This is a genomic window from Sphingomonas sp. (genome assembly GCF_024508665.1).
In the GTDB taxonomy this organism is placed as follows: Bacteria; Pseudomonadota; Alphaproteobacteria; order Sphingomonadales; family Sphingomonadaceae; genus Sphingomonas.
On the sequence record NZ_JANINP010000001.1, the window covers coordinates 366,515 to 392,686 of the forward strand.

A 26,172-nucleotide genomic window follows, 5' to 3' on the forward strand; every position below is an offset into this window, starting at 1 on the left:
TGCGAATATCAGTGCGTCGCGTTGATCACCGATTTGACCGCCGCCGCCCATCCGTCGAGCCGGGTCCGTCGCGCCTCGGCTGAAAGGCCGCAGCGGAAAGTGTCTATCTTGCCGCGCATGACCGAGGCGGCCTTCAGATCCGCGAACAGGCCGACGCCCACTCCGGCCAGCATCGCGGCACCCAGCGCGGTAGTTTCGGAGAAGCATGGCCGTTCGACCGCGACGTCGAGCATGTCGGCAAGATCCTGCGCGATCCAGTCGTTCGCCACCATGCCGCCGTCGATTCTCAATGTCTTCCAATCGGCGCCGTCGGCCGCGAAAGCGGTTTTCAGGTCGTTCGCCTGGTGCGCCATCGCCTCCAGTGCGGCCCGGACGATATGCGCTCGGGTCGCGGTGAAGCTCAGCCCCGAAATCGAGCCCCGCGCTTCGGCTTCCCACCATGGCGCTCCCAGGCCCGACAGCGCGGGGACCAGGTAGACTCCGGCATTGTCCTCGACCGATCGCACCAGTGCTTCGGTCTCGTCGGCGGTGGCGATCAGCTTGAGCGAATCGCGCAGCCATTGGACCAGGCTGCCGGCGACGAACACCGATCCCTCCAGTGCATAAGCGCGCCGCCCGTCGAGCTGCCACGCGACCGTCGCGAGCAGCCGGTTCTTCGACATCGGCTGGTGCGCGCCATATTGCGTCAGCACGAATGCTCCGGTGCCAAACGTCGCCTTGGTGTCGCCGGGCGCCAGGCAGGCCTGACCGATCGTCGCCGCTTGTTGATCGCCGGCCATGCCGCAGATCGGGATCGGCGCGCCGAACAACGTCGTGCTGCCATAATCTCCCGCGCAATCGACGATTTCGGGAAGCGCTTGGCGCGGTGCGGCGAACAATTCGATCAGACCGTCGTCCCAATGCCCGCTGCCGATCGCCATCAGCGCGGTCCGGCTGGCGTTGGTCGCGTCGGTGATATGCAGCCCGCCGCCATTTCCGGTCGCGGTCAATTTCCACACCAGCCAGGAATCGATCGTGCCGATCGCCAGCCGGTCACCGGCCGCCTTGAGCTGAGGCCAATTTGCCATCGCCCATCCGATCTTGGAGCCGGAGAAATAGGGGTCTAGCAGCAGTCCGGTGCGCGCCTGAACCGTGGGCTCGTGGCCGGCTTCCTTGAGCTCACGGCACCACGATGCTGTGCGGCGATCCTGCCAGACGATCGCAGGCGCCAGCGGCTCGCCGGTCTGTTTATCCCAGAACACCACTGTCTCGCGCTGATTGGTGATGCCGATCGCGGCCACTGCCTCCGGCCCGCCCGCCAGCTCGATCATTTTCCGAGCGCAGGCGACGGTGCGATCCCAAATCTCGGCGGCGTCGTGCTCGACCAGACCGGGGGCGGGGTAATGCTGCGTCAGCGCGGCCGACTCGCTGCCCAGGCATGTGCCGTTGGGCGCGAACAGCATCGCGCGGGTGGAAGTGGTACCTTCGTCGATGACCAGCAGTTTGTCGCCCATTTTGCGAAGCTAGCCGGGATTACTTTGCCCGCCAATGGCGCTACGGAAGCGTTATGACGAACGGCGAGAGCGGTGTGGGAGCGAATCTTTCGGCGACGGTTGGCGGCGCCGCCGCGGTCGCGCCCACCGGACCCGACCAGCCGCCGCTGCCCCCATCGCCGGAGGATGAGCCGCCGCCGGTCATCGACCCGCGGCGCGATCGCCTGCTTGCGGCGCTGACGCTGATTGCCGGGGTCGGGCTGGTGATCGGGCTGCCATTCGCGCTCAAGGCCGGCGCGGAATTCTTCCTGCCGATCACGATCGCGTTGGTCATATCGATCGCGCTCATCCCGGTGCTCGAATGGCTGGAGCGGCGGCGGCTTCCGTCGTGGCTCGCCGCGCTGATCTGCGTGCTGACCTTCCTGGCCGCGGCGAATGTGGCGCTGGCCGCGATCGTCGTCCCGGCGATCGAATTCTTCCGCCGCCTGCCCGAGCGAATCGACCGGATCCAGGCGAACCTGGCGCCGGTACTCGATCTGTATGCGAGCCTGGAAAAGTATATCAACAAGGCGGCGGCGCATATCGCCACCATCCCCAAGGTGCGGACCGCGACGCCGGTATCGCCGCCGAGTTCGCTGCTCGACCTCATCGCGACGTCCGCACCGACCGCTTTGGTGCAGATTTTCTTCGGCGTGCTGGTGGTGTTCTTCTTCCTGGCCGGCTGGACGCGGACGCGGCGTCGGACGATCACCAGCCGCGCGAGCTTCGGCGGCGCGATGGCGACGGCGCGCGTGATCCAGGACGTGGTCGACGACGTCTCGGCCTATCTGGGCACGATCACCGCGATCAACATCGTCCTCGGGCTGATCGTATCAGGCGCCCTGTGGCTGATCGGCATGCCCTATCCGCTGATGTGGGGCGGTATCGTCACCTTGCTCAACTACATTCCCTATTTCGGGCCGATCGTCGCCGCTCTGCTGCTTGCGGTCGGCGGACTGATGACCTTTCCCGACATCTGGGTGGCCTTGTTGCCCGCGGGAATCATGATCGGCTGTCACTTGCTGGAGGCCAATGCGGTGACGCCGTTCATCGTCGGCCATCGCCTGACGATCAGTCCGGTGCTGATCCTGATCTCGCTGAGTTTCTGGAGCTGGGTGTGGGGCACGCCCGGCGCGTTGCTCGCGGTGCCGTTGCTGATCATCATTCAGACCGTAATCGGCGCGGCGGGCAAGCCCGATATCGCGGGTTTCCTGTTCGAGCACGGCACGTTGGTCAGCGAACGCAAGCGCGGTCGCTGGGGCGTGCGACAAAACTGATTTGACCGCTGTTGACAGGGGGAGGCGGCTCGCTTAGTGGCCGCGCCTCACGCTTCCAAGCGGGTGTAGCTCAGTTGGTTAGAGCGCCGGCCTGTCACGCCGGAGGTCGCGGGTTCGAGCCCCGTCACTCGCGCCATTTTCGGCGTGAACTTCTCCAGATCGACGATTGCTGCGGGCCTCAGCGCCAGTGCCCGGTTTCCATCCAGCGCAGCATGCGGCGCATCGGCAGCAGCCACAGCCACACGATCCCTGTCACGACGTAGAACAGCAATTGCGCGACCGCAGGCCAGCGTCCGACCCAGGGCGACAGGCTGACGATGGCAATGCACCAGATCGCGATCAGGGCCAGGATGGCGAGCATGCCCACCGGCTTTTGCCAGCGCGGTGTCGGCGGCGGGTTCATAATGTGATCCATCCCTGTTCGGTAATGACGGCGTGGAGCGGTATATCCCACGGATCGACCGGCAGGTCCTCGACCTGCTGGACGCTCCAGGCGATACCGACCCGCCAGGCATCGCGAAAGCGCGCGAACGCGCCGTCATAATAGCCTGCGCCCTGGCCCAGACGATCAAGCTTCGCGTCGAATCCGAGCATCGGGGTCAGTATGATGTCGGGGAGCAGTTCGGCGGCGAGCGCCGAGGGCTGGCTGAGCCCGAACGGGCCGGCCTCCAGCGCCGCTTCGGTTTCCCAGGCCAGGAAGCGCATCGGTTCGCTGCGCACGGTGACATGGGGAAGGGCCAGCACGCATCCCGCCTCGACGGCGGCGCGCGCGAGCGGCGAAGGATCTGCTTCGCTGCCGATCGGGACATAGGAAGTGACGGTCATGCCGCGGTCGAGTCGGGCGCGGAAGGCGTCCGGCACCGCGATCGGAGGGGGCTTGGTGGCGACAAAGGCGTCACGCGCGGTGCGAAGCCTCGCTCGCAATGCCTGTTTGCCCTGAATATTCATGATTGGGTGGAGTGGCGGGACCACCGTGGACCGTTTGCCGGGTTATCCTCTGACGCACGGTACGTCAGGTGGGGACCATGTGCGTCGGACCAGGATCCGGGCAGGGACAGCCCCCATGGATGATGAATAGCCTCAGGGATAATAAAGGCTCGTATCGGGCAGTACCCGCCGGCCATGAACCTAGGCGCTCGGCGCCGGTTTCTCAAGGGTCTCGGCCAGCGCTTCGAGGCGGTCGGCGAGGCGATTGAGGAATGCCGGGCTGGGGCCGCCATCCGCCGAAGGCCGATTCTCGGCCTGATCGAGATTGTCGGCGAGCATCAGCGCGATCAGCAGCATGGTGCGCTCGGCGTTGAGACCGCCCGAAGCGCGGTTGGCCATCGCCCAACGCTGATCAAGCATTTCTCCCAACCGGCGAAGCTGGGCTTCCTCGCCATCGCGGCAAGCGACATTGTGACGGCGGTCGCCGATCGTCAGCGTGACCTCAGCCATTTCGCGCCCCCAGCGCGTCGAGCGCCGCGATCGCTTCGCCGACGCGGGCGCGCAGCGATTCGTGTCGTGTCTTCAGGTCCTGCGCGCTCTTGTCGCGCGCCGCGACGGCGCGTTCGATGCGGGCGAGCGCGGCGTCGATCCGATCGGTCGGGGAAGCGTCTGCCATCGGGGGGAGATAGCACGGCAAGGGGGCGCTACAACATCGTTTCGCCGCGCAAAGGGCTCGGACTCGCCGCCGGCGGGCGCCTTGAGCAACCCAAATAGTGCCGCATGGCTCCGACCGATGACGTCGCGATCGCCGCCATTGTGGCCGCTTCGGGAGCAAATACGCAGCGCCAGCGGTTGACGCGCCGCGTCGGCATCCCCAAAGGCTCCCGCGACAGACCGGCCCCATTCGCGCGTGCCGGCATCAGCAGCTCGAGGAGCGAAAACATGGCGGTGAAGGTTGCGATCAACGGGTTCGGGCGGATCGGACGTCTGGTAGCGCGCGCGATGCTCGCGCAGGGCGATACCGGCCTCGATCTGGTGGCGATCAACGATCTCGGCGATGCCAAGGCCAATGCCTGGCTGTTCAAGCGCGATTCGGTCCATGGTACCTGGCCGGGCGAGGTCCATGCCGAGGGGCAGGACATGGTGATCGACGGCAAGCGCATCCGCGTTACCGCGGAACGCGATCCGGGCAACCTTCCGCACAAGGAATTGGGCGTCGACCTGGTGCTCGAATGCACCGGCTTCTTTACCGATCGCGCCAGCTGCCAGAAGCATATCGATGCCGGCGCCAAGAAGGTGCTGATCTCGGCGCCGGGCAAGAATGTCGACCTGACCGTCGTCTATGGCGTCAACCACGACAAGCTGACCGCCGAGCATACGATCGTGTCGAACGCATCGTGCACGACCAACTGCCTGGCCCCGGTCGCCAAGGTGCTCAACGATGAAATCGGCATCGAGCGTGGCCTGATGACCACCGTCCATGCCTATACCAACGACCAGAAGATCCTCGATCAGATCCACTCCGATCTGCGCCGGGCGCGGGCCGCGGCTATGTCGATCATCCCGACCACGACCGGCGCCGCGCGCGCGGTCGGCGAAGTGCTGCCCGAACTGAAGGGCAAGCTTGACGGCTCGGCGATCCGCGTGCCGACCCCCGACGTGTCGTTGATCGACCTGACCTTCACGCCGAAGCGCGACGTGACCAAGGACGAGGTCAACGCGCTGCTCAAGGCGGCATCGGAAGGCAAGCTCAAGGGCGTGCTCGATTATACCGACGAGCCGCTCGTCTCGATCGACCTGATGGGGTCGCCCGCCTCGTCGACGGTCGACAGCCTCGAAACCGCGGTGCTCGAAGGCAAGCTGGTGCGCGTCGTCAGCTGGTACGATAATGAATGGGGCTTCTCGAACCGCATGGTCGACACCGCCAAGGCGATGGCGGCGCTGATCTGACTTTAAATTCCCCTCCCGCGTGCGGGAGGGGTTAGGGGAGGGCGTGTCGCCCCCGATCGAGGGCGACGCCCAGTCCGACAGACCCTCCCCCCAACCCCTCCCGCAAGCGGGAGGGGAGTTTTTCTTAGGAGTTTGGCATGGCGCGCAACTTCAAGACGCTCGACGACATGGGCGACATCGCCGGCAAGCGCGTGCTTGTCCGTGAGGATCTCAACGTGCCGATGGCCGATGGCCAGGTGACCGACGATACGCGTCTGCGCGCCGCGGTGCCGACGGTTGCCGAGCTCGCCGACAAGGGTGCCAAGGTCCTTATTCTCGCGCATTTCGGGCGGCCCAAGGGGCAGCGTAACCCGGAAATGAGCCTGGCGCTCGTCACGCGCCCGTTCGAGCAGGTGCTGGGCCGTCCGGTCCGTTTCATCGGCGACGAAGGCGCGGCGGAGGCGATCGCCACGCTGAAGGACGGCGATGTCGCGATCCTGGAGAACACCCGCTTCGATCCGGGCGAGGAAAAGAACGCGCCCGAGACGGTCGAGCGGCTCGCCGGGCTCGGCGACCTCTATGTCAACGATGCCTTCTCGGCCGCCCACCGCGCGCATGCTTCGACCGAAGGGTTGGCGCACAAGCTGCCGGCGTTCGCGGGGCGGCAGATGGAGGCGGAACTCGACGCGCTCGACAAGGCGCTCGGCAATCCCGAGCATCCGGTTGCAGCCGTGGTCGGTGGCGCCAAGGTGTCGACCAAGCTCGACGTGCTCAAGCACTTGGTCTCCAAGGTCGATCACCTGATCATCGGCGGCGGCATGGCCAATACGTTTCTCGCGGCGCGCGGGGTCGATGTCGGCAAGAGCCTGGCCGAGCACGATCTGACCGGCACCGCAGACGAGATTTTCGACGCCGCCGAAGCGGCGGGCTGCACGATCCATCTGCCTTATGACGTTGTCGTCGCGAAGGAATTCAGGCCGAATCCCCAAACCCGCACGGTCAATGTCCATGAGGTTCAGCCGGACGAGATGATCCTCGACATCGGTCCGGCCGCGACCGAGGCGCTGGGCGATGTGCTGAAAAATTGCCGCACTTTGGTCTGGAACGGCCCGCTCGGCGCGTTCGAAACGCCGCCCTTCGATGCCTCGACGATGACGCTGGCGAAGACGGTGGCCGCGCTGACGCGCGAAGGCTCGCTGGTGTCGGTGGCGGGTGGCGGCGATACCGTCGCCGCGCTCAACCAGGCGGGAGTCGCCGACGACATGACTTTCGTGTCGACTGCCGGCGGAGCCTTCCTCGAGTGGATGGAAGGTAAGGAACTTCCAGGAGTTAAGGCGCTAAGCTCTTAACGCTCGGCAAGCAGCGGACCGAGGACGGCCTCCAGGCTCCGCGCAGTAAAGGCAGTCGTCTTGGCGTAACGGACGCGGCCGTGGCGATCGATCACATAGCTCATCGGTACCGCCGATAGCGCGATATCGGGCCCGTCGACCCAAGTCGCCTGGGGATAAGGGATGTCGGACGCTGTTGCCTGGCCCGTGCCGTTGGAACCCGGATCGACCGAGATGCCGATCACTACCAGTCCCCGCGACAAATGAGTCCGGTAGTAGCGCGCCAGCAGGGGGATTTCGGCCCGGCACGGCACGCACCAGCTTGCCCAGTAATTGATCACGACCACGCGCCCGCGCAGGTCGGCCAGCGACATGCGTTGTCCGCCGGTCAATGTCATCCGCTGGGGGAGGCCGGGGCCGCCGGCCGTTGCCGGCGCGTGCAGGCCCAGCATCGCCAGTGCCAGCGTCATCATCGTGAACCGCCTTTGCATCGTGGCGATGTGATCCGTCGTTTCCACAGGGTCAACGGCGAGGTCGAGCGTGGCCGCCCGAATCGGGACGATTCTCTCAGCTTGTTGGCGCAGCAGGAGACGGCGCCGGCATAGGCTCGCTGAGCAGGGGCACGATCAACTGGTTGAGCGTGTCGAGCGTGAAGGCGCCTGCTTTGGCGTAGCGAATGCGCCCATCGCGCCCGATGATGATGTTGGTCGGCACGCCATTGCCGATGATATCATACGGGCCCTTGATCCGCCGCGTAGGCTGGATGTGCATCACCGCGAATAGCTTTTTCATCTGATAGGCCGGCACCGAATCCTCGGTCGCTACGGCGAAGACGCGCAGTCCGTATTTTTTCTGGAGCTCGTAATAGCGGTCGAGCAGCGGCAGCTCCTCGCGGCACGGCCCACACCACGTCGCCCAATAATTGAGCACGATGACCTGGCCGCGCAATTCGTCGCGAGTGATCTTGGTTCCGTCGATCAAGGTGAGCGTGAAATCGGGTGCCGGCTGGCCGACGACGACTTTCTCGTTGCGCGCGCCGAGTGCCGCCGCGGTTCCGGCTGCAAGGGCCAGCGCGATCAACGTTCCGCGGATCAACCGGCTGATCGCACGCATGATTTTCCCCTTAAGCCCCGTGCCGAAAGCTAGCCGCGCAACCCGGCGTGCGTCAATGGACTGTACATTCCGTTTCGGACCGATTATCCGCGCCGCCGTTTTCGCCATTTCGCTCGGGCTCGTGAGACCCGGCGGGCGCGGTCGGCTCTGCCAACCCGTGTTCCATGGTGACGACATTGGCATCGGCAGCCACTTGGATAATGACCAAGCCAGACGGTTCGACTCCGTCAAGACGGATAGCTCAATGGTTAGAGCATCAGGCTGTTAACCTGAGGGTCGCGGGTTCAACTCCCGCTCCGCCACCAAGCCCTGCAAAGGCTTTCCATGATGGGAGGCCGGTGGGGTGTTCAGGCGAAAGGCGAGCGACGGCTTCGGCCCGAGCGACCCCGAACGCCAACCGGTTCCCGGCTTTGCGCCGGCGAGGATACCGGCAGAGGTGCCCGGCGAGGCGCCGTTCCCACCGGGGTCGGGCCATGGCCCGATGGTCCGCGGAAACGGTCAGTCGCCGGGGCGCGCTGCCTCAATCGCCGGACCGCCGCGTGACTCGGTGAACATCCCCCGGCCGACCTTTCCCTTGATCTTCCTTCTCCAGCAGAATTGTTCAGGCATCACGTGGCGCGAGCGATAGCGTCGGCGAGCATTGGATTTCGATGCAAGGTCGCGGCGGCGATGTATTCGCTCGCGCGATTTCGCAGCGTTTCCGCGCCTCATGCACTTTGCTTTATATAAAGATTTCTACATATGCTGCGCTGCAGCATTTTTTGTCTTGCCTGCGCAACGATCCGCGCCTAACCGCGCCGCCCCGCCTGGATAATGGGATCCGGCGGAGAGAAGAGGAGGACCGGCGATGCGCAAGATCGTTACCATTGCCGAAAACCAGCGCGGTCTCCTCGTCAAGGATGGCCGCCTCATCAGCATCCTCGATTCCGGGCGTCATGGCCTGTGGGATTGGGGCAACCGGATGCGCGTCGAGATCGTCAGCGCCGAGGGCGTCTTCATGTCGCCTTGGGGCCCGATCATCGAAAAGCTCCATCCGGAGCTCGCGGCCGAGAATTTCGTGGTCGTGCGTCCGGGTGAAGGCCAGGTCGCGGTGGTCCGCACCGACGGCCGCGCAACGCAGATCGTGCTGCCGGGCAAGGTCGCGATGGTCTGGACGGTGTTGCAGGACGTCTCGGTCGAGATGTTCGACGTCGATGCCCGTCCGCAGCTGACCAGGGCCGAGCTCGTCGCGTTCGAGAATGCGGCGGTGGTTGGCACGGCGCCGGCAATCGTCACGGTGACGGTGCCCGAGGCAAATGCGGGCCTGGTGTTCTTCGACGGTGAACTCGTCGAGACGCAGGGTCCGGGCCGTCACGGCTACTGGCAGGTCGGGCGCAAGGTGTCCGCGCGGACGTTCGATACCCGGCCGGTGCCGGTCGAGATCACCGCGCAGGAGATCCTGACTCGTGACCGCGTCTCGCTGCGCGTCACGCTCACCAGCTTCGTGCAGGTGACCGACCCGAAGCAGGCGGCGCTGGGCGTGCCGGACTATGAGGCGCACGTCTACAAGCTCGTCCAGTTCGCGGTCCGTGAGGCCGTGGGCGGGCGGACGCTCGACGAAGTGCTCAACGACCGCGTGTCGGTCGACGAGCAGATCGTCGAACATGTCCGGCGCGAGCTCGGCGACATCGGAGTTCGGGTGACCGAACTCGGGGTCAAGGACGTGATCCTGCCGGGCGAGATGCGCGAGCTGATCAACAAGGTGGTCGAGGCGGAAAAGGTCGCGCAGGCGAACCTGATTCGCCGGCGCGAGGAGACTGCGGCGACGCGGTCGCTGCTCAACACCGCGAAGCTGATGGAGGATAACCCCACGCTGATGCGGCTGAAGGAGCTCGAAACCCTCGAGCGGATCACCGAGAAGATCGGGCGGATCGACGTCATGGCGTCGTCCGGCGAGGGACTGGACGCGGTGCTCGACCGCCTCGTCCACCTCAAGCCCAAGGCCTGACGAGAGAGCGGGGAGGGGCAGCCATGCCTCTCCCCGCTTTGTCTGTCGGGCCAATGGCGCAGCGCGGCTGGCATAATCGTTCTAACCGGTTACAGCGATCGTCGGCCCATTGCGGACCCGCCGGACGCTGTCTAACAGCCGCCCATTCATACGTATGCACAGATGGGGATCGACCATGCAGACCGCCGAAATGACCGCCAAGATCGCCGCCGGACACGGCTTCATCGCCGCGCTCGACCAGAGCGGCGGGTCGACCCCCAAGGCGCTCATGGGCTATGGCATCGAGGAAGGTTCGTGGTCGAGCGACGAAGAGATGTTCGACCTGATCCACCAGATGCGCGTGCGGATCATCACCGCGCCAGCCTTCGCCAGCGGCAAGGTGATCGCCGCGATCCTGTTCGAGCGCACCATGGATGGTCAGGCGAACGGAAAGCCGGTGCCCCAGGTGCTTCACGATATCGGCGTCGTCCCGTTCATCAAGATCGACAAGGGCCTGGAAGCCGAGGCCAATGGCGTCCAGCTGATGAAGCCGATGCCTGGCCTCGACGCTCTGCTCGATCGCGCGCGCGGGCTCGGCATGTTCGGGACCAAGGAGCGGTCGGTCGTCAATCTCGCCAATCGCGAGGGCATCGCCGCGATCGTCGCGCAGCAGTTCGAAGTGGCGCGGCAAGTGCTGAGCCACGGTCTGGTGCCGATCATCGAGCCCGAAGTGAACATCAAGAGCCCGGAGCGCGCCGGGGCGGATGCAATCCTGATGGACGAGATTCTCAAGGCGCTCGACGCCATGCCCGGCGACGACAAGGTGATGCTCAAACTGTCGTTGCCGGCCGAACCGGGGCTGTTCAAGCCGCTCACCGAGCATCCGCGCGTGCTTCACGTCGTCGCGCTGTCGGGCGGCTACAGCCGGACAGATGCATGCGCCGAACTGGCGAAGAACCCGGGCATCATCGCGAGCTTCAGCCGCGCGCTGCTCGAGGATTTGCGCCACCAGATGAGCGACGCCGAATTCGACCAAGCGCTGGGCGAGGCAATCGACGAGATTTATGAGGCGTCGGTCGACAAGGTCGCGGCGTAAATTTTAGACTCGGTTTCAGCAAAGCTGAACCGGTTGCGGCTCCGCCCGCTCCCCCACCCGGCCTCCCATAGAATACCCTAGTTGGGAGGCCGGGTGGGGGAGTGGGCCGGTGCCGATTCAGCGAAGCTGAAAAAGACTCTAGTCGCCCTCGCCAAGAATCTCGGCGAGACGATCGAGCCGTTTTTCCAGCATCGACCGCCGGTTGCGCGCCCAGCGTTCGACCGGCGTCAGGCCATCGGGCACGAGCGAGGCGGTCCGCACGCGTCCAACCTTTTCCGTCCGCACCACGCCGCATTGCTCGAGCACCTGCAGATGCTGGGCGACGGCCGTCACCGTGATGCCCAGCGGCTCGGCGAGCCGTGAGACCGATGCCGGCCCCTCCGCCAAGCGATCGACGATCGCGCGGCGCGTCGGGTCCCCCAGTGCCTGGAACAATCGGTCGAGATCGGGCGTCACCCGCTTAGCCTTCGATCACCTCGCCCAATTTGTCGAGCAGCACGCGCCAGCCATGCTCGCGCATCACCGGCCCGTCGGCATTTTCGAAGAACGCGACCTGATTGGTGCAGAGCAGATCGGTGCCCTCGCCATTGGCAAAGAGCTCGAACGTCGTCAGCGACACCGACATCGGCGCGCCGCCGATCGCCATCATGCTGGTGGTGACGACGCGGCTGCCCGGGACGATAGCCTGGAAGATGCCGTCGTCGGTCAGCGACACGCCCGGAAAGGGGCTGTCGTCGCCGAATCTGTAGCCGAGATGCTGTGCCCCGCCCGGGCGGAAATCGCTCTCGAAGGCGACGAGCTCGGTTTGATCGCTGGCCGCATACCAGCGCCGCTTGATGGCGGGGTCGCTGAGCGCCTCGAAGAGCTTGGCGGCATCCGCCTTGTAGCTGCGCTCGATCGTGAAGGTGGCGTGGGTGACGTGTCCATCCGGCATGACTCGCTCCGTTAGTGAAGTTTGGACTTCAGTAAAGCGGGGTCGATGATTAGTCAAGTCAAGACTTCACTGTTTCATATTGACGCTGCGTGGCCGAGGAGGAAAAGAGCGCTGCGCGGCAAGCGCGCTCAAGTCGGAGAGTGTCATGGTCGAGCGAGTCGGAGAGCAGAATCCGGATTGGAGCGCCGTCGACGCGTTCATCGTCGATCGCCTGCTCGGCGGCGACCCCGCGCTGTCGGCGACGCTCGCCGCCAATGCCGCCGGCGGATTGCCGGACATTGACGTGTCACCCGCACAGGGGCGGCTGCTTCACCTGTTCGCGCGGATGGCGGGCGCGCGGCGCATTCTCGAGATCGGCACGCTCGGCGGCTATTCTACGATCGAACTTGCCCGCGCTCTGCCCGCGGGCGGCAAGCTGATCTCGCTGGAGATCGAGCCGCACCATGCCGAGGTCGCGCGCAGCAACGTCGCGAAGGCCGGCTTGGGCGATCGCGTCGATATCCGCACCGGTCCTGCGCTCGCCTCGCTCCAAGCGATGATCGCCGCGGACGAAGGCCCGTTCGACTTCGTGTTCATCGATGCCGACAAACAGAATAACCCCGCCTATGTCCGCGCCGCGATCGCGATGTCGCGGCCCGGCACGGCAATCGTCGTCGATAACGTGATCCGCGAGGGCGGGGTGCTGGACGCCGCGAGCGAAGACGAGCGGATCCAGGGGACACGGGAACTGTTCGACGCGGTGGGAGCAGAGAAGCGCCTCACCGCAACCGCGGTGCAGACGGTCGGGGTCAAGAAATGGGACGGCTTCCTGATCGCAATAGTCGATTGACCCTCAGCCCGGCACCGGCAGCAAGGATTGGAGTGGTTGCCGGTATAGGGGACAGGTCTTAGGGGCGGCGGATGGACATTGAAGACCCGCTCGGCCCGCTCGACCCCGATTTCGCCGCCTCGTTCAAGCGCGACGATCGGCGTCCGCCCTGCCAGCTCTATCTGATCTCGCCGCTCGACGTGGGGGGCGCGTTTCCCGATCGGCTGGCGCGCGCGCTGGATGCCGGGCCGGTGGCGGCATTTCAGTTCCGGGTGAAAGGCATCGACCAGCATGAGGCGGCGCGGCTAGCCGAGCCGCTCCAGCGCCTCTGCGCGGAGCGGGACGTCGCATTCATCGTCAACGACAGCATCTCGCTGGCGAAGCGGCTTGGTGCCGACGGCGTCCATCTCGGCCAGGAAGATGGCGATCCGCGTGAGGCGCGGTCGGTGCTCGGGCCCGACGTGCAGATCGGTGTCACTTGCCACGACAGTCGCCACTTGGCGATGGAAGCCGGCGATGCCGGCGCCGATTATGTCGCGTTCGGTGCTTTCTATCCGACCACGACCAAAGATACGAAGCACCGTCCCGAGCCGGCGATCCTGAGCTGGTGGTCGACCTTGTTCGAACTGCCCTGTGTCGCGATCGGCGGAATCACGCCCGCCAATGCCGTGCCGCTCGTGGCGGCAGGCGCCGATTTCCTGGCCGTGTCCAGCGCGGTTTGGGGCGACGACGAGGCCGCGGCGGTGCGCGCGTTCGGTGCGGTGCTTGCCGGATCGGGGTCTGCTAGCTAAAGGCGCGGTTTCGCTCTTTCCAGCAGGTACATCGCATGAAGATCAGCGGCGTGGACATTCGTCCCGGCAATATCATCGAATATGAAGGCGGCATCTGGCGCGCCGTCAAGATTCAGCACACCCAGCCGGGCAAGGGTGGCGCGTATATGCAGGTCGAGCTCAAGAACCTGCGCGATGGCCGCAAGAATAATGTCCGCTTCCGCTCGGCGGAGACGGTCGAGCGCGTCCGCCTCGACACCAAGGATTTCCAGTTCCTGTTCGCCGACGGCGACACGCTTACCTTCATGGACAAGGAAACGTACGAACAGACCACGCTTCCGCGCGACCTGCTGGGTGACGCCGCGGCGTTCCTGCAGGACGGCATGGACGTGGTGATGGAGCTTTACGACGAGGACCCGATCAGCGTGCAGCTGCCCGACACGATCGAAGCGACGATCGTCGAGGCCGATGCGGTGGTGAAGGGCCAGACGGCCTCGTCGAGCTACAAGCCGGCGATCCTCGACAATGGCGTCCGCATCATGGTCCCGCCGCATATCGCCGCGGGAACCCGGATCGTTGTCGACGTGTACGAGCAGACCTACGTTCGCCGCGCGGACTGAGACCGAGCAGACGAGTCAAATAGCGGCGCTATTTGTTCGGTCCGCCGGTCCGGCCGGCGAGCGCAGCTCGAGCGACGGCGCTGGCCCTGCCAGCGACGGGATCGCGACTAAAGCCCCGCCCCAGCCCCTCTCCTGAAGGGGAGGGGCTCGATAGGATTGTTATGCCCAGCCATTCCGGCCTCTTCACCGTAATCGAGCGCGCCGCGCGCAAGGCGGCGCCGCGCTTGCGCCGTGACTTCAACGAGGTTCAGCACCTCCAGGTCAGCCGCAAGGGGCCGGCCGACTTTGTCTCGATGGCCGACAGGCGCGCCGAGGAGACCCTGGTCGAGGAACTGCGCAAGGCGCGTCCCGACTGGTCGATCCTGGCCGAGGAAGGCGGCGAGATCGCCGGCGATCCGAACAAGCCGCGCTTCATCATCGACCCGCTCGACGGTACGTCGAACTTCCTTCACGGTATCCCGCATTTCGCGATCTCGATCGGGGTCGAGGAGCCGATGGCGAACGGCAAGCGCGAGATTACGACTGCGCTCGTATATCAGCCGCTGACCGACGAGAGCTTCTGGGCGGAAAAAGGCAAGGGGGCCTGGCTGCAGGATGCGCGGCTGCGCGTGTCGTCGCGCCGTGACCTCGCCGATGCGCTGATCGCGACCGGCATCCCGTTCCTCGGTCACGGAAATTTCGCGCAATGGAGCCGTATCTTCGGCGCGGTCGCGCCAGAAGTCGCCGGCATCCGCCGACTCGGTTCGGCGGCGCTTGACCTTGCCTGGGTCGCGGCGGGCCGGTTCGACGGTTTCTGGGAATCGGACCTGCAGCCGTGGGATGTTGCCGCGGGGATGTTGATCGTCAAGGAAGCCGGCGGTTTCGTGACCGACTTCCGCGGCGGCGACCGCACGATGGAGCGTAACGAGTTCCTCGCCGCCAATGACGTGCTTCATTCCAAGCTGCACAAGTTGATCGCGGGTGCGTTGCGCTGAGGCACGGCTGGCGGTCGGGTTGCTGGCAAGTGCCGCGACCATCACTGCCTGCCCCGGTTGTTCCGGTGCCATTATGGGTATCTCGGGAAATTACATAACCCGACCTTAACGACGGCGGGACTATGCGAGCGCATGGTTTCGACGCCCTCTTCGACATCCCGGGACGACGCATTCCTGCGGACGCGGATCGAGGCGATCTATTCGATCGCGCTGGCAATGATCGGCATGGACTTGCTGGGCTCGGCGCTGATGGCCAGCCTTTTCTGGCAGCAGGGCAACAGGGTTTGGCTGGCAATTTGGGTGATCGCCAGCGGGATCGTCATCGGGTCGCGCGCGGTCGCGACCATGGCATACAAATCCGGTCGTTTTGCCAGCATTCCGAGTCGGCGTTGGGCGGCGTCGCTCACCGCGTTCGCAGCTGCATCGGGTCTGCTATGGGGTATCGCGCTCGGGCTGATCGTCGCGACCGGCACCGATAGTCAGGTCATGTTCGCGATTTGCGTTGCGCTGAGCGGCCTGACGTTGTCGATCGCACATGTCGCTTATTGGCCGATGTACGCCGCGTTCGAGATACCGGTGATGGTGGCCGCGGCGCTTGGATTCGTCGTCAGCGATCGGCCGGGTCATTGGCCGTTGGCGGGCGCCGCGACGGTGATGACGATCGTGTTGCTGAGCGTCAGCCGTCGGCTCGCGGCCCAAGTCCTCCACGCGCATCGGCTGGCGGCCGCCAATCAAGCGCTGGTCGAATCGCTTGGTGCCCGAGGCAAGGCGCTCGAACAGGCGTGCGACGCGCTCGAACGCGTCAGCCGTACCGATCCCCTGACCGGCCTGGCCAATCGCCGCCAGCGCGACAGCCGGCTTGCCGACGAATGGGAGCGGGCGCTGCGGTCCGGCGGCCCGCTGGCGGTGGTCGCGATCGACGTCGATCGTTTCAAGCGGTTCAACGATACGCATGGCCATAGCGAAGGCGATCGCTGCCTCAAGGCGGTTGCCGAGATGCTCCAGGCGGGCGTTCGCGGTCCGATCGATCTCGCCGCGCGCCATGGTGGCGAGGAATTCATGCTGATACTGCCGGGAGTAGACCGGGCGGGTGCGGCGTCGATTGCCGAACGCGTCCGGGTCATGGTCGCTACGTGCGACGGCGATGCGGGCTTTGCGCTGCCCGAAAAGGTGACGATCAGCCTGGGCGTCGCGGCGATCTATCCCGCGCCCGGTCGGTCGGTCCACGAACTGACCATCGCAGCCGACGCCGCTCTGTATCGTGCCAAGATGGCGGGCAGAAACCGCTATGAGATTGCAGTGATCGACAGCGTGGCCGCCGCTGCCTGAGCCTGGCGTCGGAGTCTGCGCCGCTAGGCCGTAAACGCCGCTAATTGCGAATCATTCTCATGGGATCGAGGCCTTGCCCGACTCCGGGTGCCGTCCTAGAGACGCCGCAACGTTTCGCACCTGCGAGAGACAATAGTGGTCGATCTGTCACAATATCTGCCGATCCTGCTGTTCCTCGGCGTCGCGATCGCGCTGTCCAGCGCGTTCGTGTTCCTGCCGATGATCGCAGCCCGGTTCACCGGCGCGCACAAGCCGAATCCGGAAAAGCTCAGCGAGTATGAATGCGGCTTTCCCGCGTTCGAGGATCCGCGCAGCCAATTCGACGTCCGATTCTACCTGATCGCCATCCTGTTCATCGTGTTCGATCTGGAAGCGGCATTCATTTACCCCTGGGCGGTGAGCGTGTTCTCTCTCGGCTGGGTCGCGTGGATCAGCATGATGATCTTCATCGCCGAACTTGCGCTTGGCCTTGTCTATGCCTGGAAGAAGGGAGCGTTGGATTGGGAATGACCCCTTCGATTATCGGACATTCGGGGCCGGTCGAATTGCCGATGGCGGCCAGCGGGCAGGCGATCGTGCCGCCCGACCAGGGTTTCTTCGACGGCCTGAACGGTGAGCTGCAGGACAAGGGCTTCCTCGTCGTCGGCGCCGAAGAGCTGTTCCAATGGGCGCGCACCGGCTCGCTATGGTGGATGACATTCGGTCTGGCGTGCTGCGCGGTCGAGATGATCCACGTCAACATGCCGCGCTACGACCTTGAGCGCTTCGGTGCCGCGCCGCGCGCATCTCCGCGCCAGTCGGACGTGATGATCGTCGCCGGCACGCTGTGCAACAAGATGGCGCCAGCGCTGCGCAAGGTCTACGACCAGATGTCGGAGCCCAAATACGTCATCTCGATGGGCAGCTGCGCCAATGGCGGCGGCTATTATCATTATAGCTACAGCGTGGTGCGCGGTTGCGACCGCATCGTGCCGGTCGATATCTACGTGCCTGGCTGCCCGCCGACAGCCGAAGCATTGCTCTATGGCATCATGCAGTTGCAGCGGAAGATCCGCCGCGCCGGGACGATCGAGCGGTGAGGTCGTCCGCTCCCCTTCATGCGCCCAATGACGGTGTGATCGAGGCGGCCGAGAAGGTTCTCGGCCGGCGCGTCTTGTCGAGCCTGGAAGCGGTCAGCGAAGTCTCGTTCACCGTCGACCGCGAAAGCCTGGTCCAGACGATGACCCTGCTGCGCGACACGCCCGGCCTCGAATATCAGCAGCTGATGGAGATTGCCGGGGTCGACTATCCGGACCGGCCCGACCGGTTCGAAGTGGTCTATTGCCTGCTCTCGCTGACCCGCAACCACCGCATCCGCGTCCATGTCCAGACGGACGAGGTGAAGCCTGTGCCTTCGGTGACCGGGATCTGGCCGGTTGCCGGTTGGCTCGAGCGCGAAGTGTACGACATGTACGGGGTGCTGTTCGACGGCAATCCCGACCTGCGTCGCATCCTGACCGATTACGGTTTCGTCGGCCACCCGCAGCGCAAGGACTTCCCGCTGACCGGCTATGTCGAGTTGCGCTATTCGGAAGAGACCAAGCGCGTCGCCTATGAGCCGGTCAAGCTGGCGCAGGATTTCCGGACGTTCGACTTCATGAGTCCGTGGGAAGGTGCGGAATATATCCTGCCGGGCGACGAGAAGGCGCCCGCCGCTGCGCCGCCTCCGCCGCCGGCTCCCGCGGCGCCGCCCCCGGCTGCGCTGCCGCAGGAGAAGGGCGCGCCGACGCCGGTCGCCGCGGATCAGATCGCCAAGGCCGATGCTGCGCAGGCCGCCAAGGCCGCGCCGGTGGAGGCCAAGACCACCGAGAGCGTTGCACAGACCGGGGTGGGGAAGGCGGAGCCCGACGCGAAGCCCAAGCCCGCCAAGGCCGGTGCCCGGACGACCAAGGCTAAAGGCGCCGACCCTGAGCCCGCACCGCCGTCCGAAGCCGAGCCCAAGCCAACGCGCTCGCGCAAGACGGCCGATGTCGCCGCTGCGCCCGAGGCTGCCAAGGCGCCATCGACACGCAAGGTCGCGGCCAAGCCGCGCGTCAAGCCGGATGCGCCGACCGCCGACGCGCCGGCCAAGCCGAGCCGCGCCAAGAAGAAGAATCCCGATGCTTAACGTTCTTCCCGCTTCCCCGGCGAAGGCCGGGGTCCAGTTGCCACCGGCTCGAAGCTGGGCACCGGCCTTCGCCGGGGAGGCGTTTGTTATGAGCGCGGAGATGACTCGTGGCTGATCAGCTCGACAAGATGCTGGGGGTGACTGACGCCGAGGATCCGACCACCGGCGACGTCACGATCCAGAATTACACGATCAATTTCGGGCCGCAGCATCCGGCGGCGCACGGCGTGCTGCGCCTGGTGATGGAGCTCGACGGCGAAATCGTCGAGCGCGTCGACCCACATGTCGGCCTGCTTCATCGCGGCACCGAAAAGCTGATCGAGTACAAGACCTACGCCCAGGCGTTGCCCTATTTCGACCGGCTCGATTATTGCTCGCCGCTCTGCATGGAACATAGCTTCGTGCTCGCGGTGGAAAAGCTGCTCGACCTCGAAGTGCCGATCCGGGCGCAATATCTGCGCGTGTTCTTCGCCGAATTGACCCGCATTTCCAATCACATGTTGAACCTCGGCAGCCATGTGATGGACGTCGGCGCGATGACGCCGAACCTGTGGCTGTTCGAGATCCGCGAGGATTGCCTTAATTTCTTCGAACGCGCCTCTGGCGCGCGGATGCACTCGAACTACTTCAGGGTCGGCGGCGTCCATCAGGACGTGCCGCTCAAGCTGTTGACCGACATCGCCGACTGGCTCGACACGCGCCTCCCGCGCTTGTTCGAGGACGCGATCAGCCTGGTCGCCGACAATCGTATCTTCAAGCAGCGCAACGTTGATATCGCGGTGGTCAGCCGTGAGGACGCGGTGCGCTGGGGCTTCTCCGGCCCGATGATCCGCGGCTCGGGCATTCCCTGGGATTTGCGCAAGTCGCAGCCCTATGACGTCTATGCCAAGATGGACTTCGAAGTCCCCGTCGGCACGCGCGGCGATTGTTACGACCGCTTCATGGTGCGCGTCGAAGAGGTCCGCCAGTCCGCGCGGATCATGAAGCAGTGCCTGAACGAGATGCCCGGCGGCCCGATTGCGAGTTCGGATCACAAGGTGGTGCCGCCCAAGCGCGCCGAGATGAAGCAGTCGATGGAAGCGTTGATCCATCATTTCAAGCTGTTCACCGAAGGCTTCCACGTTCCCGCCGGCGACGTCTATGTCGCAACCGAGAGCCCCAAGGGGGAGTTCGGCGTGTATCTCGTCGCCGACGGTTCGAACAAACCCTATCGCTGCAAGATCCGGCCGACCGCGTTCAGCCATTTGCAGGCGATGGACTTCATGTCGAAGGGCCACATGCTCGCGGACACCACCGCGATCCTCGGCGCGATCGACGTGGTGTTCGGGGAGTGCGACCGGTGAGGACGCCCGTTCTAGCAGCGGCGTTGGTCATGTTGGTTGGTGCACGGGATTGGCCGTTGCACGTGGTGATGGTTGACGTGCAGGGATCGAGTCCTGGTAAGGCGATGGTCCTTCCCGAAGATCGCCAATCCGGTTCTCCAAGCGTTGTTGTTAGCCCGGCTAACCGTGCAATTGCTTTCAACGCGGTAGCTCAGTTGTTGTCGGGAAAAGGGATTGGACTAATCAATCGCGCCAAAATTGGCGTTGTGAATGGAAATCAGCTGGAAAAGCAGTATCCGACTCGCTGGATTGATATAGCGACAGCGCGCCGTGAGCTACAGGGTTGCCTAGCGCGGCCCGCAGAAGATTTGGGTGCTGAAAACGGTCGGGAATACTTTCTAATTCGCTTGAATTGTAGTCGGCCTATTGCTGGTTGGAATCGCGTGTACCTCGGCGTCGGTGTTCAGGGCGCTAGTACGAAAATTATCTATTTGAACGAGGGGGCGCCGATGGGCGCGGGCTTCGCGAGGAATAAGAATGGCTGAAGCACCCCAAATCCCGGACGAGGCAGAGACCCGCGCACGCTGGGGCGATTTCGCGTGGACCGCGGAGAACGCTGCCAAGGCGAAGGAAATCATCGGCCGCTATCCCCCGGGCCGCGCGCAATCGGCGTCGCTGCCGCTGCTCGACCTCGCCCAGCGCCAGGTCGGTGCCGAGACGCAGACGCAGGGCTGGTTGCCGGTGCCGGTGATCGAGTTCGTCGCGAAGCAGATCGGCGTGCCGTATATGCGCGTCTACGAAGTCGCGACCTTCTACACGATGTTCAACATGGCGCCGGTCGGCCGCTATCACGTCCAGGTCTGCGGCACGACGCCGTGCATGCTGGCCGGCAGCGACGATGTGCTCAAGGCTTGCAAGGCGAAGGGGCTGGCCAAGGGCCACACCACCGCCGACGGCTTGTTCACCCTGAGCGAAGTCGAGTGCCTGGGCGTCTGCGCCAACGCGCCGATGGTCCAGATCAACGACGACAATTACGAGGACCTCGACTACGACCGCACGATCGCGGTGTTGGAGGCCCTTGCAAAGGGCGAGCAGCCGCAAGTCGGGTCGCAGATCGGCCGTCGTGCGAGCTGCCCCGAGGGTGGTCCGACCACGCTCAAGGAAATGGTCACCGAGAACCACGATTACAGGGGGCAATGGTAATGCGTGGTAACGTCAATCCGATCATCGCCGTCTTCGCCATCATCGGCGCGCTGGTGATTCTGGGGCTCGTCCTGCGCGTCGCGTTCGCGCTGATCGGGCTCGCGCTTGTCGTCGGCGCGGTGCTGGTGATCTTCTATTTTGTCCAGAATGCGATGGGGAAGCGATAGGATGCTCGCGGACAAGGATCGCATCTTCACCAACGTCTACGGCTTTCAGCCCTGGGGGCTGAAGGCGGCGCAGGCGCGTGGCGATTGGGACAATACCAAGAAATTGCTCGAGATCGGCGCGGACACGATCATCGACCGGATCAAGGCGTCCGGCTTGCGCGGGCGCGGCGGGGCAGGGTTCCCGACCGGCACCAAATGGGGCTTCATGCCCAAGGAGCCGCGGCCCGACCGTCCCAATTTCCTGGTGATCAACGCCGACGAATCCGAGCCGGGGTCGTGCAAGGACCGCGAGATCATCCGCCACGATCCGCACAAGCTGATCGAGGGCGCTCTCGTCGCCGGCTTCGCGATGCGCGCGCGCGCCGCCTATATCTACATCCGCGGCGAATATATCCGTGAGGCGGAGACGCTGTTTGCGGCCGTGGCCGAGGCTTATGACGCCGGGCTGATCGGCAAGAACGCCTGCGGCTCGGGCTATGATTTCGACGTCTTCGTCCATCGCGGCGCAGGCGCCTATATCTGCGGCGAAGAGACCGCGATGCTCGAGAGCCTGGAGGGCAAGAAGGGCCAGCCGCGGCTCAAGCCGCCATTCCCGGCAGGCGCGGGCCTCTATGGCTGTCCGACCACGGTCAATAATGTCGAATCGATCGCCGTCGCGCCGACCATCCTGCGCCGCGGCCCCGAATGGTTCGCCAGCTTCGGCGCCGAGAATAATCGCGGAACCAAGCTCTTCCAGATCAGCGGCCATGTGAACAAGCCGTGCGTGGTCGAAGAGGCCATGTCGATCCCGTTCCGCCAGCTGATCGAGGAACATTGCGGCGGCATTCGCGGCGGCTGGGACAATCTCCTTGCGGTGATCCCGGGCGGATCGTCGGTGCCGCTGGTGCCGGCGGCGCAGATCATGGACTGCCCGATGGACTTCGACGGGCTGCGCGCGCTCGGCTCCGGCCTGGGTACGGCGGCGGTCATCGTCATGGACAAGTCGACCGACATCGTCCGCGCGATCAGCCGGCTCAGCTATTTCTACAAGCATGAGAGCTGCGGCCAGTGCACGCCGTGCCGCGAAGGCACTGGCTGGATGTGGCGCGTGATGGAGCGGTTGCGCACCGGCGATGCCGATGTCAGCGAGATCGACACGCTCTACAACGTCACCAAGCAGGTCGAGGGCCACACGATCTGCGCCTTGGGCGACGCCGCTGCATGGCCGATCCAGGGCCTGATCCGCCATTTCCGCCCCGAAATCGAACGCCGCATCCAAGAGCGCCAGGGCACGACCGCTGCGCCGATGCAGGAGGCCGCAGAGTAATGAAGTGCGTCGCTCTTCTCGGCGTCGCGCTGACGAGTGTGTGGGCTGTGCCGGTATCGGCGCAGTACACGCCCTATGCCATCGCCGTGCCGTCGGAGCGTAATCTATCGGACATCGATCGCGCGCGCGAGCTGATGAACCGCTACGGCCTGTGCGTCGTGAAGCAACATTACGGACTCGTGCAGCGTGCGATCGCGCAAACCGACGATGCCGCACAGACTCGGGCGCTGGCCAAGATCGCGCAGGACGATTGCTTGTCGACGGGAACCTTGAAAATGTCGCCGCCGCTGTTCCGCGGCGCGGTCTATCGCGCGCTTTACATGCGCGATTACGCTCTGATGCCTCGCGAGACACTGTCCGCGCTTGTGGCGACCAAGCTGACCGACGATCAGGCCTCGATCAATTTTGGGGCATGCGTGGCGAAGCTGTCGCCCGACGGCGCGCGGGCGCTGGTGCTGTCGGACCCCGCGACGGCCGCCGAGAAGAGCGCAATCGCAGCCTTGCGGCCCTCGCTATCGGATTGCCTGCCGCCCAAGGCGCAGGTGCGGGTCACGATGTGGGGATTGCAGGCGACCCTGTCCGAGGCGCTCTACAAGCGAATGGTCGCGCTGAAGCAGGCGGCGCAAGGCGGCGCGAAATGATGACCGCGATGAACATCCTTGGTGCGGTGACGGCCGCTGGCCGCGAGACGGGAGGGGTAGGATGATCGCTCTCTATGCGTTTTTGATGTCGGGTATGGCGCCAGTCCCGATTCCGCCTCAGTTGGCGAGCGAACCACCGGCCGGGTCTGATGTCGCCGAATGCGTGGTTGACAACGACCTGTGGGAAGTTCGCAAGCTACTCGACACCGTTCCGGGGTCCCAGGCCGAGGCGCGCGCCGCGCGTGGCGTTCTTGTGTATTATGGCGGGTGCAGCGACAACCGCATAGCTATAGGCAATCTGGCGTGGCGCGAGCGCGCAGAAATTGCTTATGCCGCGCTCCAAAATCGGCTCGGTAAAGGAGCGGTCGATACTGCGTCTCCACCGCCGCGCGCGCGCTGGGCCCTTTTGTCGACCGATGGGAATCAGCGCCTAGTGGCAGTGCGCCAGTTCGGCGATTGCGTCGTCGACTTGGCGCCGGCTAAGGCACTGCGTTTGATCCAGTCGCCGGCCGGAAGCCGCGACGAGGCAGCGACGATCGATGCACTTCGGCCGTCGCTCGACGATTGCCTAGCACCGCGTCAGAATTTCACGGTGAAGCGGGGTGATCTGCGGCTGATCCTGGCCGAACCGCTCTATCACATGCTGTCGAAGTAAGACGAATGACGTGCCAACACATTGTCAGCTGCCCCGATATGGGAACTAGGAATGCCTAAGCTCAAAGTAGACGGGATCGAGGTCGAAGTCCCCGCCGGCGCTACGGTGCTCCAGGCGTGCGAGGCTGCCGGCAAGGAAATCCCGCGTTTCTGTTATCACGAGCGGCTGTCGATCGCCGGCAATTGCCGCATGTGCCTGGTCGAAGTGAAGCCGGGGCCGCCCAAGCCCCAGGCGTCGTGCGCGCTGCCCGCGGCGGACAATCAGGAGATCTTCACCAACACCCCGATGGTGAAGAACGCGCGCGAAGGCGTGATGGAATTCCTGCTGATCAATCACCCGCTCGATTGTCCGATCTGCGATCAGGGCGGCGAGTGCGACCTGCAGGACCAGTCGGTCGCTTATGGCCGCGGCGCCTCGCGCTACACCGAGAACAAGCGCGCGGTGACCGAGAAGTACATGGGTCCGATCGTCAAGACGGTCATGACCCGCTGCATCCAGTGCACCCGCTGCATCCGCTTCGCCGAGGAAGTCGCCGGGGTCGAGGAGATCGGCGCGATCTATCGCGGCGAGGACATGCAGATCACCTCGTACCTCGAACAGGCGGTGACGAGCGAATTGTCGGGCAATGTCGTGGACTTGTGCCCGGTCGGCGCGCTGACCTCGAAGCCCTATGCGTTCGAGGCGCGGCCCTGGGAACTCAAGAAGACGCTGGCGATCGACGTGATGGATGCGGTCGGCACCAATATCCGCCTCGACAGCCGCGGGCGCCAGGTGCTGCGCGCGCTGCCGCGCGTCAATGACGACGTCAACGAGGAATGGGCGACCGACAAGACCCGCCATGCGGTCGACGGCCTGGTCCGACGGCGCCTCGACAGGCCCTATGTCCGTAAGGACGGCAAGCTGGTCGCGGCGACCTGGGACGAGGCATTCGCGGCGATCGCGGCGGTGAAGGCCGGCAAGAGCGTCGCGGCGATCGCCGGCGACCTGGTCGATTGCGAGACGATGTTCGCGGCCAAGGCTCTGGTTCAGGCGATGGGCGGCTCGCTGCTCGAAGGGCGCCAGACCGGCATGGACTATGACGTGTCGAACTTGGCCGCAGTCAATTTCAACACGACGATCGCCGGCGCCGAAACCGCCGACGCGATCCTGTTGGTCGGCACCAATCTGCGCTGGGAAGCGCCGTTGGTGAACACCCGCATTCGGAAAGCGATCAAGAAGGGCGCCAAGGTCTTCGCGATCGGGCCCGAGACCGACCTGACCTACAAGATCGAATGGCTGGGCAACGATTTGTCGCTGCTCGGCAATCTGCCCCAGGCGGCGGCCGATGCGTTCAAGGACGCGCAGCGCCCGATGATCATCGTCGGCGGCGCGGCGCTCAAGGGCGGGCATGGCGCGACGCTGGCGCTCGCCAAGACGCTCGGTGTCGTGAAGAATGGTTGGAACGGGTTCAACGTGCTGCACTTCTCCGCCGCGCGGATGGGCGGGCTGATGCTCGGTTATGCGCAGAAGGGCGGGATCGCGGATGTGGCCGCGGCCAATCCGAAGCTGCTCTTCCTGCTCGGCGCGGACGAGGTCGATTTCTCCAACTTCGCCAAGAGCTTCAAGGTCTATATCGGCCATCACGGCGACAAAGGTGCCGCGGCGGCCGACGTCGTCCTGCCGGGTGCGAGCTATGCCGAAAAGGCCGGCACCTATGTCAACCTCGAGGGCCGGGTGCAGCGCGGCGAGCGCGCGGTATTCCCGCCGGGCGATGCGCGCGAGGATTGGACGATCCTGCGCGCGCTGTCGGAGAAGCTCGGCCACACGCTGCCGTTCGACACTTTCGAGGAATTGCGCGCGCAAATGGCGCTCGACGTTCCCGCGCTCGGCCAAACCGGGCTGGTCAGCTTCGACTGGAACCCGCCGGCGCTGACGGCCAGGGGCGAGGGCGAAATCGCTTATCCGATCAAGGACTTCTACCTGACCAACGCCATCTGCCGTGCCAGCCCGACGATGCAACAATGCTCGGCCGAACTGCTCCACGGCCAGGCCTTCGCGGAGGCGGCGGAATGAGCCGGCATATCTCCGTCGTCCCGGCGAAGGCCGGGATCGCTGGCGGCTCTAGCGTCGCACTTTCGCCTGAGGCCCCGGCCTTCGCCGGGGCGACGATG

Annotated in this window: 30 protein-coding genes and 2 tRNA genes; 23 read left to right on the plus strand and 9 right to left on the minus strand. The window is 65.0% G+C overall.

The annotated features are described in order from the left end of the window. Positions 1-8: 8 nt before the first annotated feature. Positions 9-1,493 (minus strand): glycerol kinase, encoded by a 1,485-nt coding sequence (locus Q0L25_RS01625; protein WP_296611178.1) that lies wholly within the window; start codon positions 1,491-1,493, stop codon positions 9-11. Between the two features lie 53 nt (positions 1,494-1,546). On the opposite strand from Q0L25_RS01625, the gene Q0L25_RS01630 reads away from it, so the two are divergent. Both Q0L25_RS01630 and Q0L25_RS01635 read left to right on the plus strand, forming a co-directional pair. After that, entirely contained in the window at positions 1,547-2,788 is a 1,242-nt protein-coding gene (locus tag Q0L25_RS01630) for an AI-2E family transporter (RefSeq protein WP_296611179.1), read from the plus strand. Positions 2,789-2,847: 59 nt separating this feature from the next. Then, positions 2,848-2,924: transfer RNA gene (locus tag Q0L25_RS01635), tRNA-Asp, on the plus strand. A gap of 42 nt (positions 2,925-2,966) precedes the next feature. Here Q0L25_RS01635 and Q0L25_RS01640 read toward each other — a convergent pair. The 4 genes from Q0L25_RS01640 to Q0L25_RS01655 all read right to left on the minus strand — a co-directional run bounded on the left by Q0L25_RS01640 (position 2,967) and on the right by Q0L25_RS01655 (position 4,391). Next, positions 2,967-3,203 (minus strand): DUF2842 domain-containing protein, encoded by a 237-nt coding sequence (locus Q0L25_RS01640; RefSeq protein ID WP_296611180.1) that lies wholly within the window; start codon positions 3,201-3,203, stop codon positions 2,967-2,969. Further along, positions 3,188-3,736, minus strand: coding sequence for a 5-formyltetrahydrofolate cyclo-ligase (locus tag Q0L25_RS01645; RefSeq protein WP_296611181.1), 549 nt, complete (start codon positions 3,734-3,736; stop codon positions 3,188-3,190). Before Q0L25_RS01645 ends, Q0L25_RS01640 begins: the two co-directional genes overlap by 16 nt. 180 nt (positions 3,737-3,916) lie before the next feature. After that, positions 3,917-4,225: a cell division protein ZapA gene (locus tag Q0L25_RS01650; RefSeq protein WP_066590022.1), complete on the minus strand. Its 309-nt coding sequence runs from the start codon at positions 4,223-4,225 to the stop codon at positions 3,917-3,919. Beyond that, a complete protein-coding gene (locus tag Q0L25_RS01655; protein ID WP_169803427.1) occupies positions 4,218-4,391 on the minus strand; it encodes a hypothetical protein in 174 nt (57 codons plus the stop codon). The genes Q0L25_RS01650 and Q0L25_RS01655 overlap by 8 nt, the downstream gene beginning before the upstream one ends. 266 nt (positions 4,392-4,657) lie before the next feature. On the opposite strand from Q0L25_RS01655, the gene gap reads away from it, so the two are divergent. Next, positions 4,658-5,665 (plus strand): type I glyceraldehyde-3-phosphate dehydrogenase, encoded by a 1,008-nt coding sequence (gap, locus tag Q0L25_RS01660; protein WP_296611182.1) that lies wholly within the window; start codon positions 4,658-4,660, stop codon positions 5,663-5,665. 137 nt (positions 5,666-5,802) lie between these two features. Further along, the gene (gene pgk / locus Q0L25_RS01665; RefSeq protein WP_296611183.1) at positions 5,803-6,993 is read left to right on the plus strand and encodes a phosphoglycerate kinase; all 1,191 of its coding nucleotides are present in this window, start codon (positions 5,803-5,805) and stop codon (positions 6,991-6,993) included. On the opposite strand, the gene Q0L25_RS01670 is transcribed toward pgk, so the two are convergent. Both Q0L25_RS01670 and Q0L25_RS01675 read right to left on the minus strand, forming a co-directional pair. Beyond that, the gene (locus Q0L25_RS01670; RefSeq protein WP_296611184.1) at positions 6,990-7,463 is read right to left on the minus strand and encodes a TlpA disulfide reductase family protein; all 474 of its coding nucleotides are present in this window, start codon (positions 7,461-7,463) and stop codon (positions 6,990-6,992) included. The genes pgk and Q0L25_RS01670 overlap by 4 nt on opposite strands. Positions 7,464-7,539: 76 nt before the next feature. Continuing rightward, positions 7,540-8,085: a TlpA disulfide reductase family protein gene (locus tag Q0L25_RS01675; RefSeq protein ID WP_296611185.1), complete on the minus strand. Its 546-nt coding sequence runs from the start codon at positions 8,083-8,085 to the stop codon at positions 7,540-7,542. 231 nt (positions 8,086-8,316) lie between these two features. Here Q0L25_RS01675 and Q0L25_RS01680 point away from each other — a divergent pair. From Q0L25_RS01680 to Q0L25_RS01690, 3 genes are all read left to right on the plus strand, one after another. Next, positions 8,317-8,390, plus strand: a tRNA-Asn gene (locus Q0L25_RS01680). A gap of 542 nt (positions 8,391-8,932) precedes the next feature. Continuing rightward, complete coding sequence (locus Q0L25_RS01685) at positions 8,933-10,072, plus strand: slipin family protein (RefSeq protein WP_296611186.1); 1,140 nt, start codon at positions 8,933-8,935, stop codon at positions 10,070-10,072. Positions 10,073-10,247: 175 nt separating this feature from the next. Continuing rightward, positions 10,248-11,147 (plus strand): fructose bisphosphate aldolase, encoded by a 900-nt coding sequence (locus tag Q0L25_RS01690; RefSeq protein WP_296611187.1) that lies wholly within the window; start codon positions 10,248-10,250, stop codon positions 11,145-11,147. A gap of 138 nt (positions 11,148-11,285) precedes the next feature. On the opposite strand, the gene Q0L25_RS01695 is transcribed toward Q0L25_RS01690, so the two are convergent. Together Q0L25_RS01695 and Q0L25_RS01700 are read right to left on the minus strand one after the other, a co-directional pair. Further along, the gene (locus tag Q0L25_RS01695; RefSeq protein ID WP_296611188.1) at positions 11,286-11,603 is read right to left on the minus strand and encodes a helix-turn-helix transcriptional regulator; all 318 of its coding nucleotides are present in this window, start codon (positions 11,601-11,603) and stop codon (positions 11,286-11,288) included. Positions 11,604-11,607: 4 nt separating this feature from the next. Next, positions 11,608-12,081, minus strand: coding sequence for an SRPBCC domain-containing protein (locus tag Q0L25_RS01700; protein WP_296611189.1), 474 nt, complete (start codon positions 12,079-12,081; stop codon positions 11,608-11,610). Positions 12,082-12,226: 145 nt separating this feature from the next. Between Q0L25_RS01700 and Q0L25_RS01705 the strand changes: the two genes are divergently transcribed. The 16 genes from Q0L25_RS01705 to nuoG all read left to right on the plus strand — a co-directional run bounded on the left by Q0L25_RS01705 (position 12,227) and on the right by nuoG (position 26,074). Further along, positions 12,227-12,910, plus strand: coding sequence for an O-methyltransferase (locus tag Q0L25_RS01705; protein WP_296611190.1), 684 nt, complete (start codon positions 12,227-12,229; stop codon positions 12,908-12,910). A gap of 71 nt (positions 12,911-12,981) precedes the next feature. Beyond that, a complete protein-coding gene (gene thiE, locus Q0L25_RS01710) occupies positions 12,982-13,680 on the plus strand; it encodes a thiamine phosphate synthase (protein ID WP_296611191.1) in 699 nt (232 codons plus the stop codon). Between the two features lie 35 nt (positions 13,681-13,715). Further along, on the plus strand, positions 13,716-14,279 hold the full coding sequence (gene efp, locus Q0L25_RS01715) for an elongation factor P (RefSeq protein ID WP_066590005.1): 564 nt from the start codon (positions 13,716-13,718) through the stop codon (positions 14,277-14,279). 161 nt (positions 14,280-14,440) lie between these two features. Continuing rightward, positions 14,441-15,253, plus strand: a complete 813-nt coding sequence (locus tag Q0L25_RS01720; protein ID WP_296611192.1) for an inositol monophosphatase family protein — start codon at positions 14,441-14,443, stop codon at positions 15,251-15,253. A gap of 132 nt (positions 15,254-15,385) precedes the next feature. Beyond that, a complete protein-coding gene (locus Q0L25_RS01725; protein ID WP_296611193.1) occupies positions 15,386-16,582 on the plus strand; it encodes a diguanylate cyclase in 1,197 nt (398 codons plus the stop codon). A 135-nt stretch (positions 16,583-16,717) separates the two neighbouring features. Next, on the plus strand, positions 16,718-17,092 hold the full coding sequence (locus Q0L25_RS01730; protein ID WP_296611194.1) for an NADH-quinone oxidoreductase subunit A: 375 nt from the start codon (positions 16,718-16,720) through the stop codon (positions 17,090-17,092). Beyond that, positions 17,089-17,661 carry an NADH-quinone oxidoreductase subunit B family protein gene (locus Q0L25_RS01735; RefSeq protein WP_174531891.1) on the plus strand — a complete coding sequence of 191 codons (573 nt, stop codon included), beginning with the start codon at positions 17,089-17,091 and terminating at the stop codon, positions 17,659-17,661. Before Q0L25_RS01730 ends, Q0L25_RS01735 begins: the two co-directional genes overlap by 4 nt. Continuing rightward, positions 17,658-18,728: an NADH-quinone oxidoreductase subunit C gene (locus tag Q0L25_RS01740; protein ID WP_296611195.1), complete on the plus strand. Its 1,071-nt coding sequence runs from the start codon at positions 17,658-17,660 to the stop codon at positions 18,726-18,728. The genes Q0L25_RS01735 and Q0L25_RS01740 overlap by 4 nt, the downstream gene beginning before the upstream one ends. A 128-nt stretch (positions 18,729-18,856) precedes the next feature. Next, the gene (locus Q0L25_RS01745; RefSeq protein WP_296611407.1) at positions 18,857-20,071 is read left to right on the plus strand and encodes an NADH-quinone oxidoreductase subunit D; all 1,215 of its coding nucleotides are present in this window, start codon (positions 18,857-18,859) and stop codon (positions 20,069-20,071) included. Positions 20,072-20,139: 68 nt separating this feature from the next. Continuing rightward, positions 20,140-20,595, plus strand: coding sequence for a hypothetical protein (locus Q0L25_RS01750; protein ID WP_296611196.1), 456 nt, complete (start codon positions 20,140-20,142; stop codon positions 20,593-20,595). Further along, a complete protein-coding gene (locus tag Q0L25_RS01755; RefSeq protein WP_296611197.1) occupies positions 20,588-21,253 on the plus strand; it encodes an NAD(P)H-dependent oxidoreductase subunit E in 666 nt (221 codons plus the stop codon). The genes Q0L25_RS01750 and Q0L25_RS01755 overlap by 8 nt, the downstream gene beginning before the upstream one ends. Next, the gene (locus Q0L25_RS01760) at positions 21,253-21,420 is read left to right on the plus strand and encodes a hypothetical protein (RefSeq protein WP_296611198.1); all 168 of its coding nucleotides are present in this window, start codon (positions 21,253-21,255) and stop codon (positions 21,418-21,420) included. The genes Q0L25_RS01755 and Q0L25_RS01760 overlap by 1 nt, the downstream gene beginning before the upstream one ends. 1 nt (position 21,421) lies before the next feature. Further along, complete coding sequence (nuoF, locus tag Q0L25_RS01765) at positions 21,422-22,726, plus strand: NADH-quinone oxidoreductase subunit NuoF (protein WP_296611199.1); 1,305 nt, start codon at positions 21,422-21,424, stop codon at positions 22,724-22,726. Further along, on the plus strand, positions 22,726-23,367 hold the full coding sequence (locus Q0L25_RS01770) for a hypothetical protein (protein WP_296611200.1): 642 nt from the start codon (positions 22,726-22,728) through the stop codon (positions 23,365-23,367). Before nuoF ends, Q0L25_RS01770 begins: the two co-directional genes overlap by 1 nt. Before the next feature lie 163 nt (positions 23,368-23,530). Next, positions 23,531-24,022, plus strand: a complete 492-nt coding sequence (locus tag Q0L25_RS01775; RefSeq protein WP_296611201.1) for a hypothetical protein — start codon at positions 23,531-23,533, stop codon at positions 24,020-24,022. A 51-nt stretch (positions 24,023-24,073) separates the two neighbouring features. Then, a complete protein-coding gene (gene nuoG / locus Q0L25_RS01780; protein ID WP_296611202.1) occupies positions 24,074-26,074 on the plus strand; it encodes an NADH-quinone oxidoreductase subunit NuoG in 2,001 nt (666 codons plus the stop codon). The last annotated feature ends 98 nt before the right edge of the window (positions 26,075-26,172 follow it).

What these genes read in the sequence shown, in the direction of transcription:
- Q0L25_RS01625 (WP_296611178.1), bottom strand. Translation starts at nt 1,493, where the DNA reads ATGGGCGACAAACTGCTGGTCATCGACGAAGGTACCACTTCCACCCGC.
- Q0L25_RS01630 (WP_296611179.1), top strand. Translation starts at nt 1,547, where the DNA reads ATGACGAACGGCGAGAGCGGTGTGGGAGCGAATCTTTCGGCGACGGTT.
- Q0L25_RS01640 (WP_296611180.1), bottom strand. Translation starts at nt 3,203, where the DNA reads ATGGATCACATTATGAACCCGCCGCCGACACCGCGCTGGCAAAAGCCG.
- Q0L25_RS01645 (WP_296611181.1), bottom strand. Translation starts at nt 3,736, where the DNA reads ATGAATATTCAGGGCAAACAGGCATTGCGAGCGAGGCTTCGCACCGCG.
- Q0L25_RS01650 (WP_066590022.1), bottom strand. Translation starts at nt 4,225, where the DNA reads ATGGCTGAGGTCACGCTGACGATCGGCGACCGCCGTCACAATGTCGCT.
- Q0L25_RS01655 (WP_169803427.1), bottom strand. Translation starts at nt 4,391, where the DNA reads ATGGCAGACGCTTCCCCGACCGATCGGATCGACGCCGCGCTCGCCCGC.
- gap (WP_296611182.1), top strand. Translation starts at nt 4,658, where the DNA reads ATGGCGGTGAAGGTTGCGATCAACGGGTTCGGGCGGATCGGACGTCTG.
- pgk (WP_296611183.1), top strand. Translation starts at nt 5,803, where the DNA reads ATGGCGCGCAACTTCAAGACGCTCGACGACATGGGCGACATCGCCGGC.
- Q0L25_RS01670 (WP_296611184.1), bottom strand. Translation starts at nt 7,463, where the DNA reads ATGCAAAGGCGGTTCACGATGATGACGCTGGCACTGGCGATGCTGGGC.
- Q0L25_RS01675 (WP_296611185.1), bottom strand. Translation starts at nt 8,085, where the DNA reads ATGCGTGCGATCAGCCGGTTGATCCGCGGAACGTTGATCGCGCTGGCC.
- Q0L25_RS01685 (WP_296611186.1), top strand. Translation starts at nt 8,933, where the DNA reads ATGCGCAAGATCGTTACCATTGCCGAAAACCAGCGCGGTCTCCTCGTC.
- Q0L25_RS01690 (WP_296611187.1), top strand. Translation starts at nt 10,248, where the DNA reads ATGCAGACCGCCGAAATGACCGCCAAGATCGCCGCCGGACACGGCTTC.
- Q0L25_RS01700 (WP_296611189.1), bottom strand. Translation starts at nt 12,081, where the DNA reads ATGCCGGATGGACACGTCACCCACGCCACCTTCACGATCGAGCGCAGC.
- Q0L25_RS01705 (WP_296611190.1), top strand. Translation starts at nt 12,227, where the DNA reads ATGGTCGAGCGAGTCGGAGAGCAGAATCCGGATTGGAGCGCCGTCGAC.
- thiE (WP_296611191.1), top strand. Translation starts at nt 12,982, where the DNA reads ATGGACATTGAAGACCCGCTCGGCCCGCTCGACCCCGATTTCGCCGCC.
- efp (WP_066590005.1), top strand. Translation starts at nt 13,716, where the DNA reads ATGAAGATCAGCGGCGTGGACATTCGTCCCGGCAATATCATCGAATAT.
- Q0L25_RS01720 (WP_296611192.1), top strand. Translation starts at nt 14,441, where the DNA reads ATGCCCAGCCATTCCGGCCTCTTCACCGTAATCGAGCGCGCCGCGCGC.
- Q0L25_RS01725 (WP_296611193.1), top strand. Translation starts at nt 15,386, where the DNA reads ATGGTTTCGACGCCCTCTTCGACATCCCGGGACGACGCATTCCTGCGG.
- Q0L25_RS01735 (WP_174531891.1), top strand. Translation starts at nt 17,089, where the DNA reads ATGACCCCTTCGATTATCGGACATTCGGGGCCGGTCGAATTGCCGATG.
- Q0L25_RS01745 (WP_296611407.1), top strand. Translation starts at nt 18,857, where the DNA reads ATGCTGGGGGTGACTGACGCCGAGGATCCGACCACCGGCGACGTCACG.
- Q0L25_RS01750 (WP_296611196.1), top strand. Translation starts at nt 20,140, where the DNA reads ATGGTTGACGTGCAGGGATCGAGTCCTGGTAAGGCGATGGTCCTTCCC.
- Q0L25_RS01755 (WP_296611197.1), top strand. Translation starts at nt 20,588, where the DNA reads ATGGCTGAAGCACCCCAAATCCCGGACGAGGCAGAGACCCGCGCACGC.
- Q0L25_RS01760 (WP_296611198.1), top strand. Translation starts at nt 21,253, where the DNA reads ATGCGTGGTAACGTCAATCCGATCATCGCCGTCTTCGCCATCATCGGC.
- nuoF (WP_296611199.1), top strand. Translation starts at nt 21,422, where the DNA reads ATGCTCGCGGACAAGGATCGCATCTTCACCAACGTCTACGGCTTTCAG.
- Q0L25_RS01770 (WP_296611200.1), top strand. Translation starts at nt 22,726, where the DNA reads ATGAAGTGCGTCGCTCTTCTCGGCGTCGCGCTGACGAGTGTGTGGGCT.
- nuoG (WP_296611202.1), top strand. Translation starts at nt 24,074, where the DNA reads ATGCCTAAGCTCAAAGTAGACGGGATCGAGGTCGAAGTCCCCGCCGGC.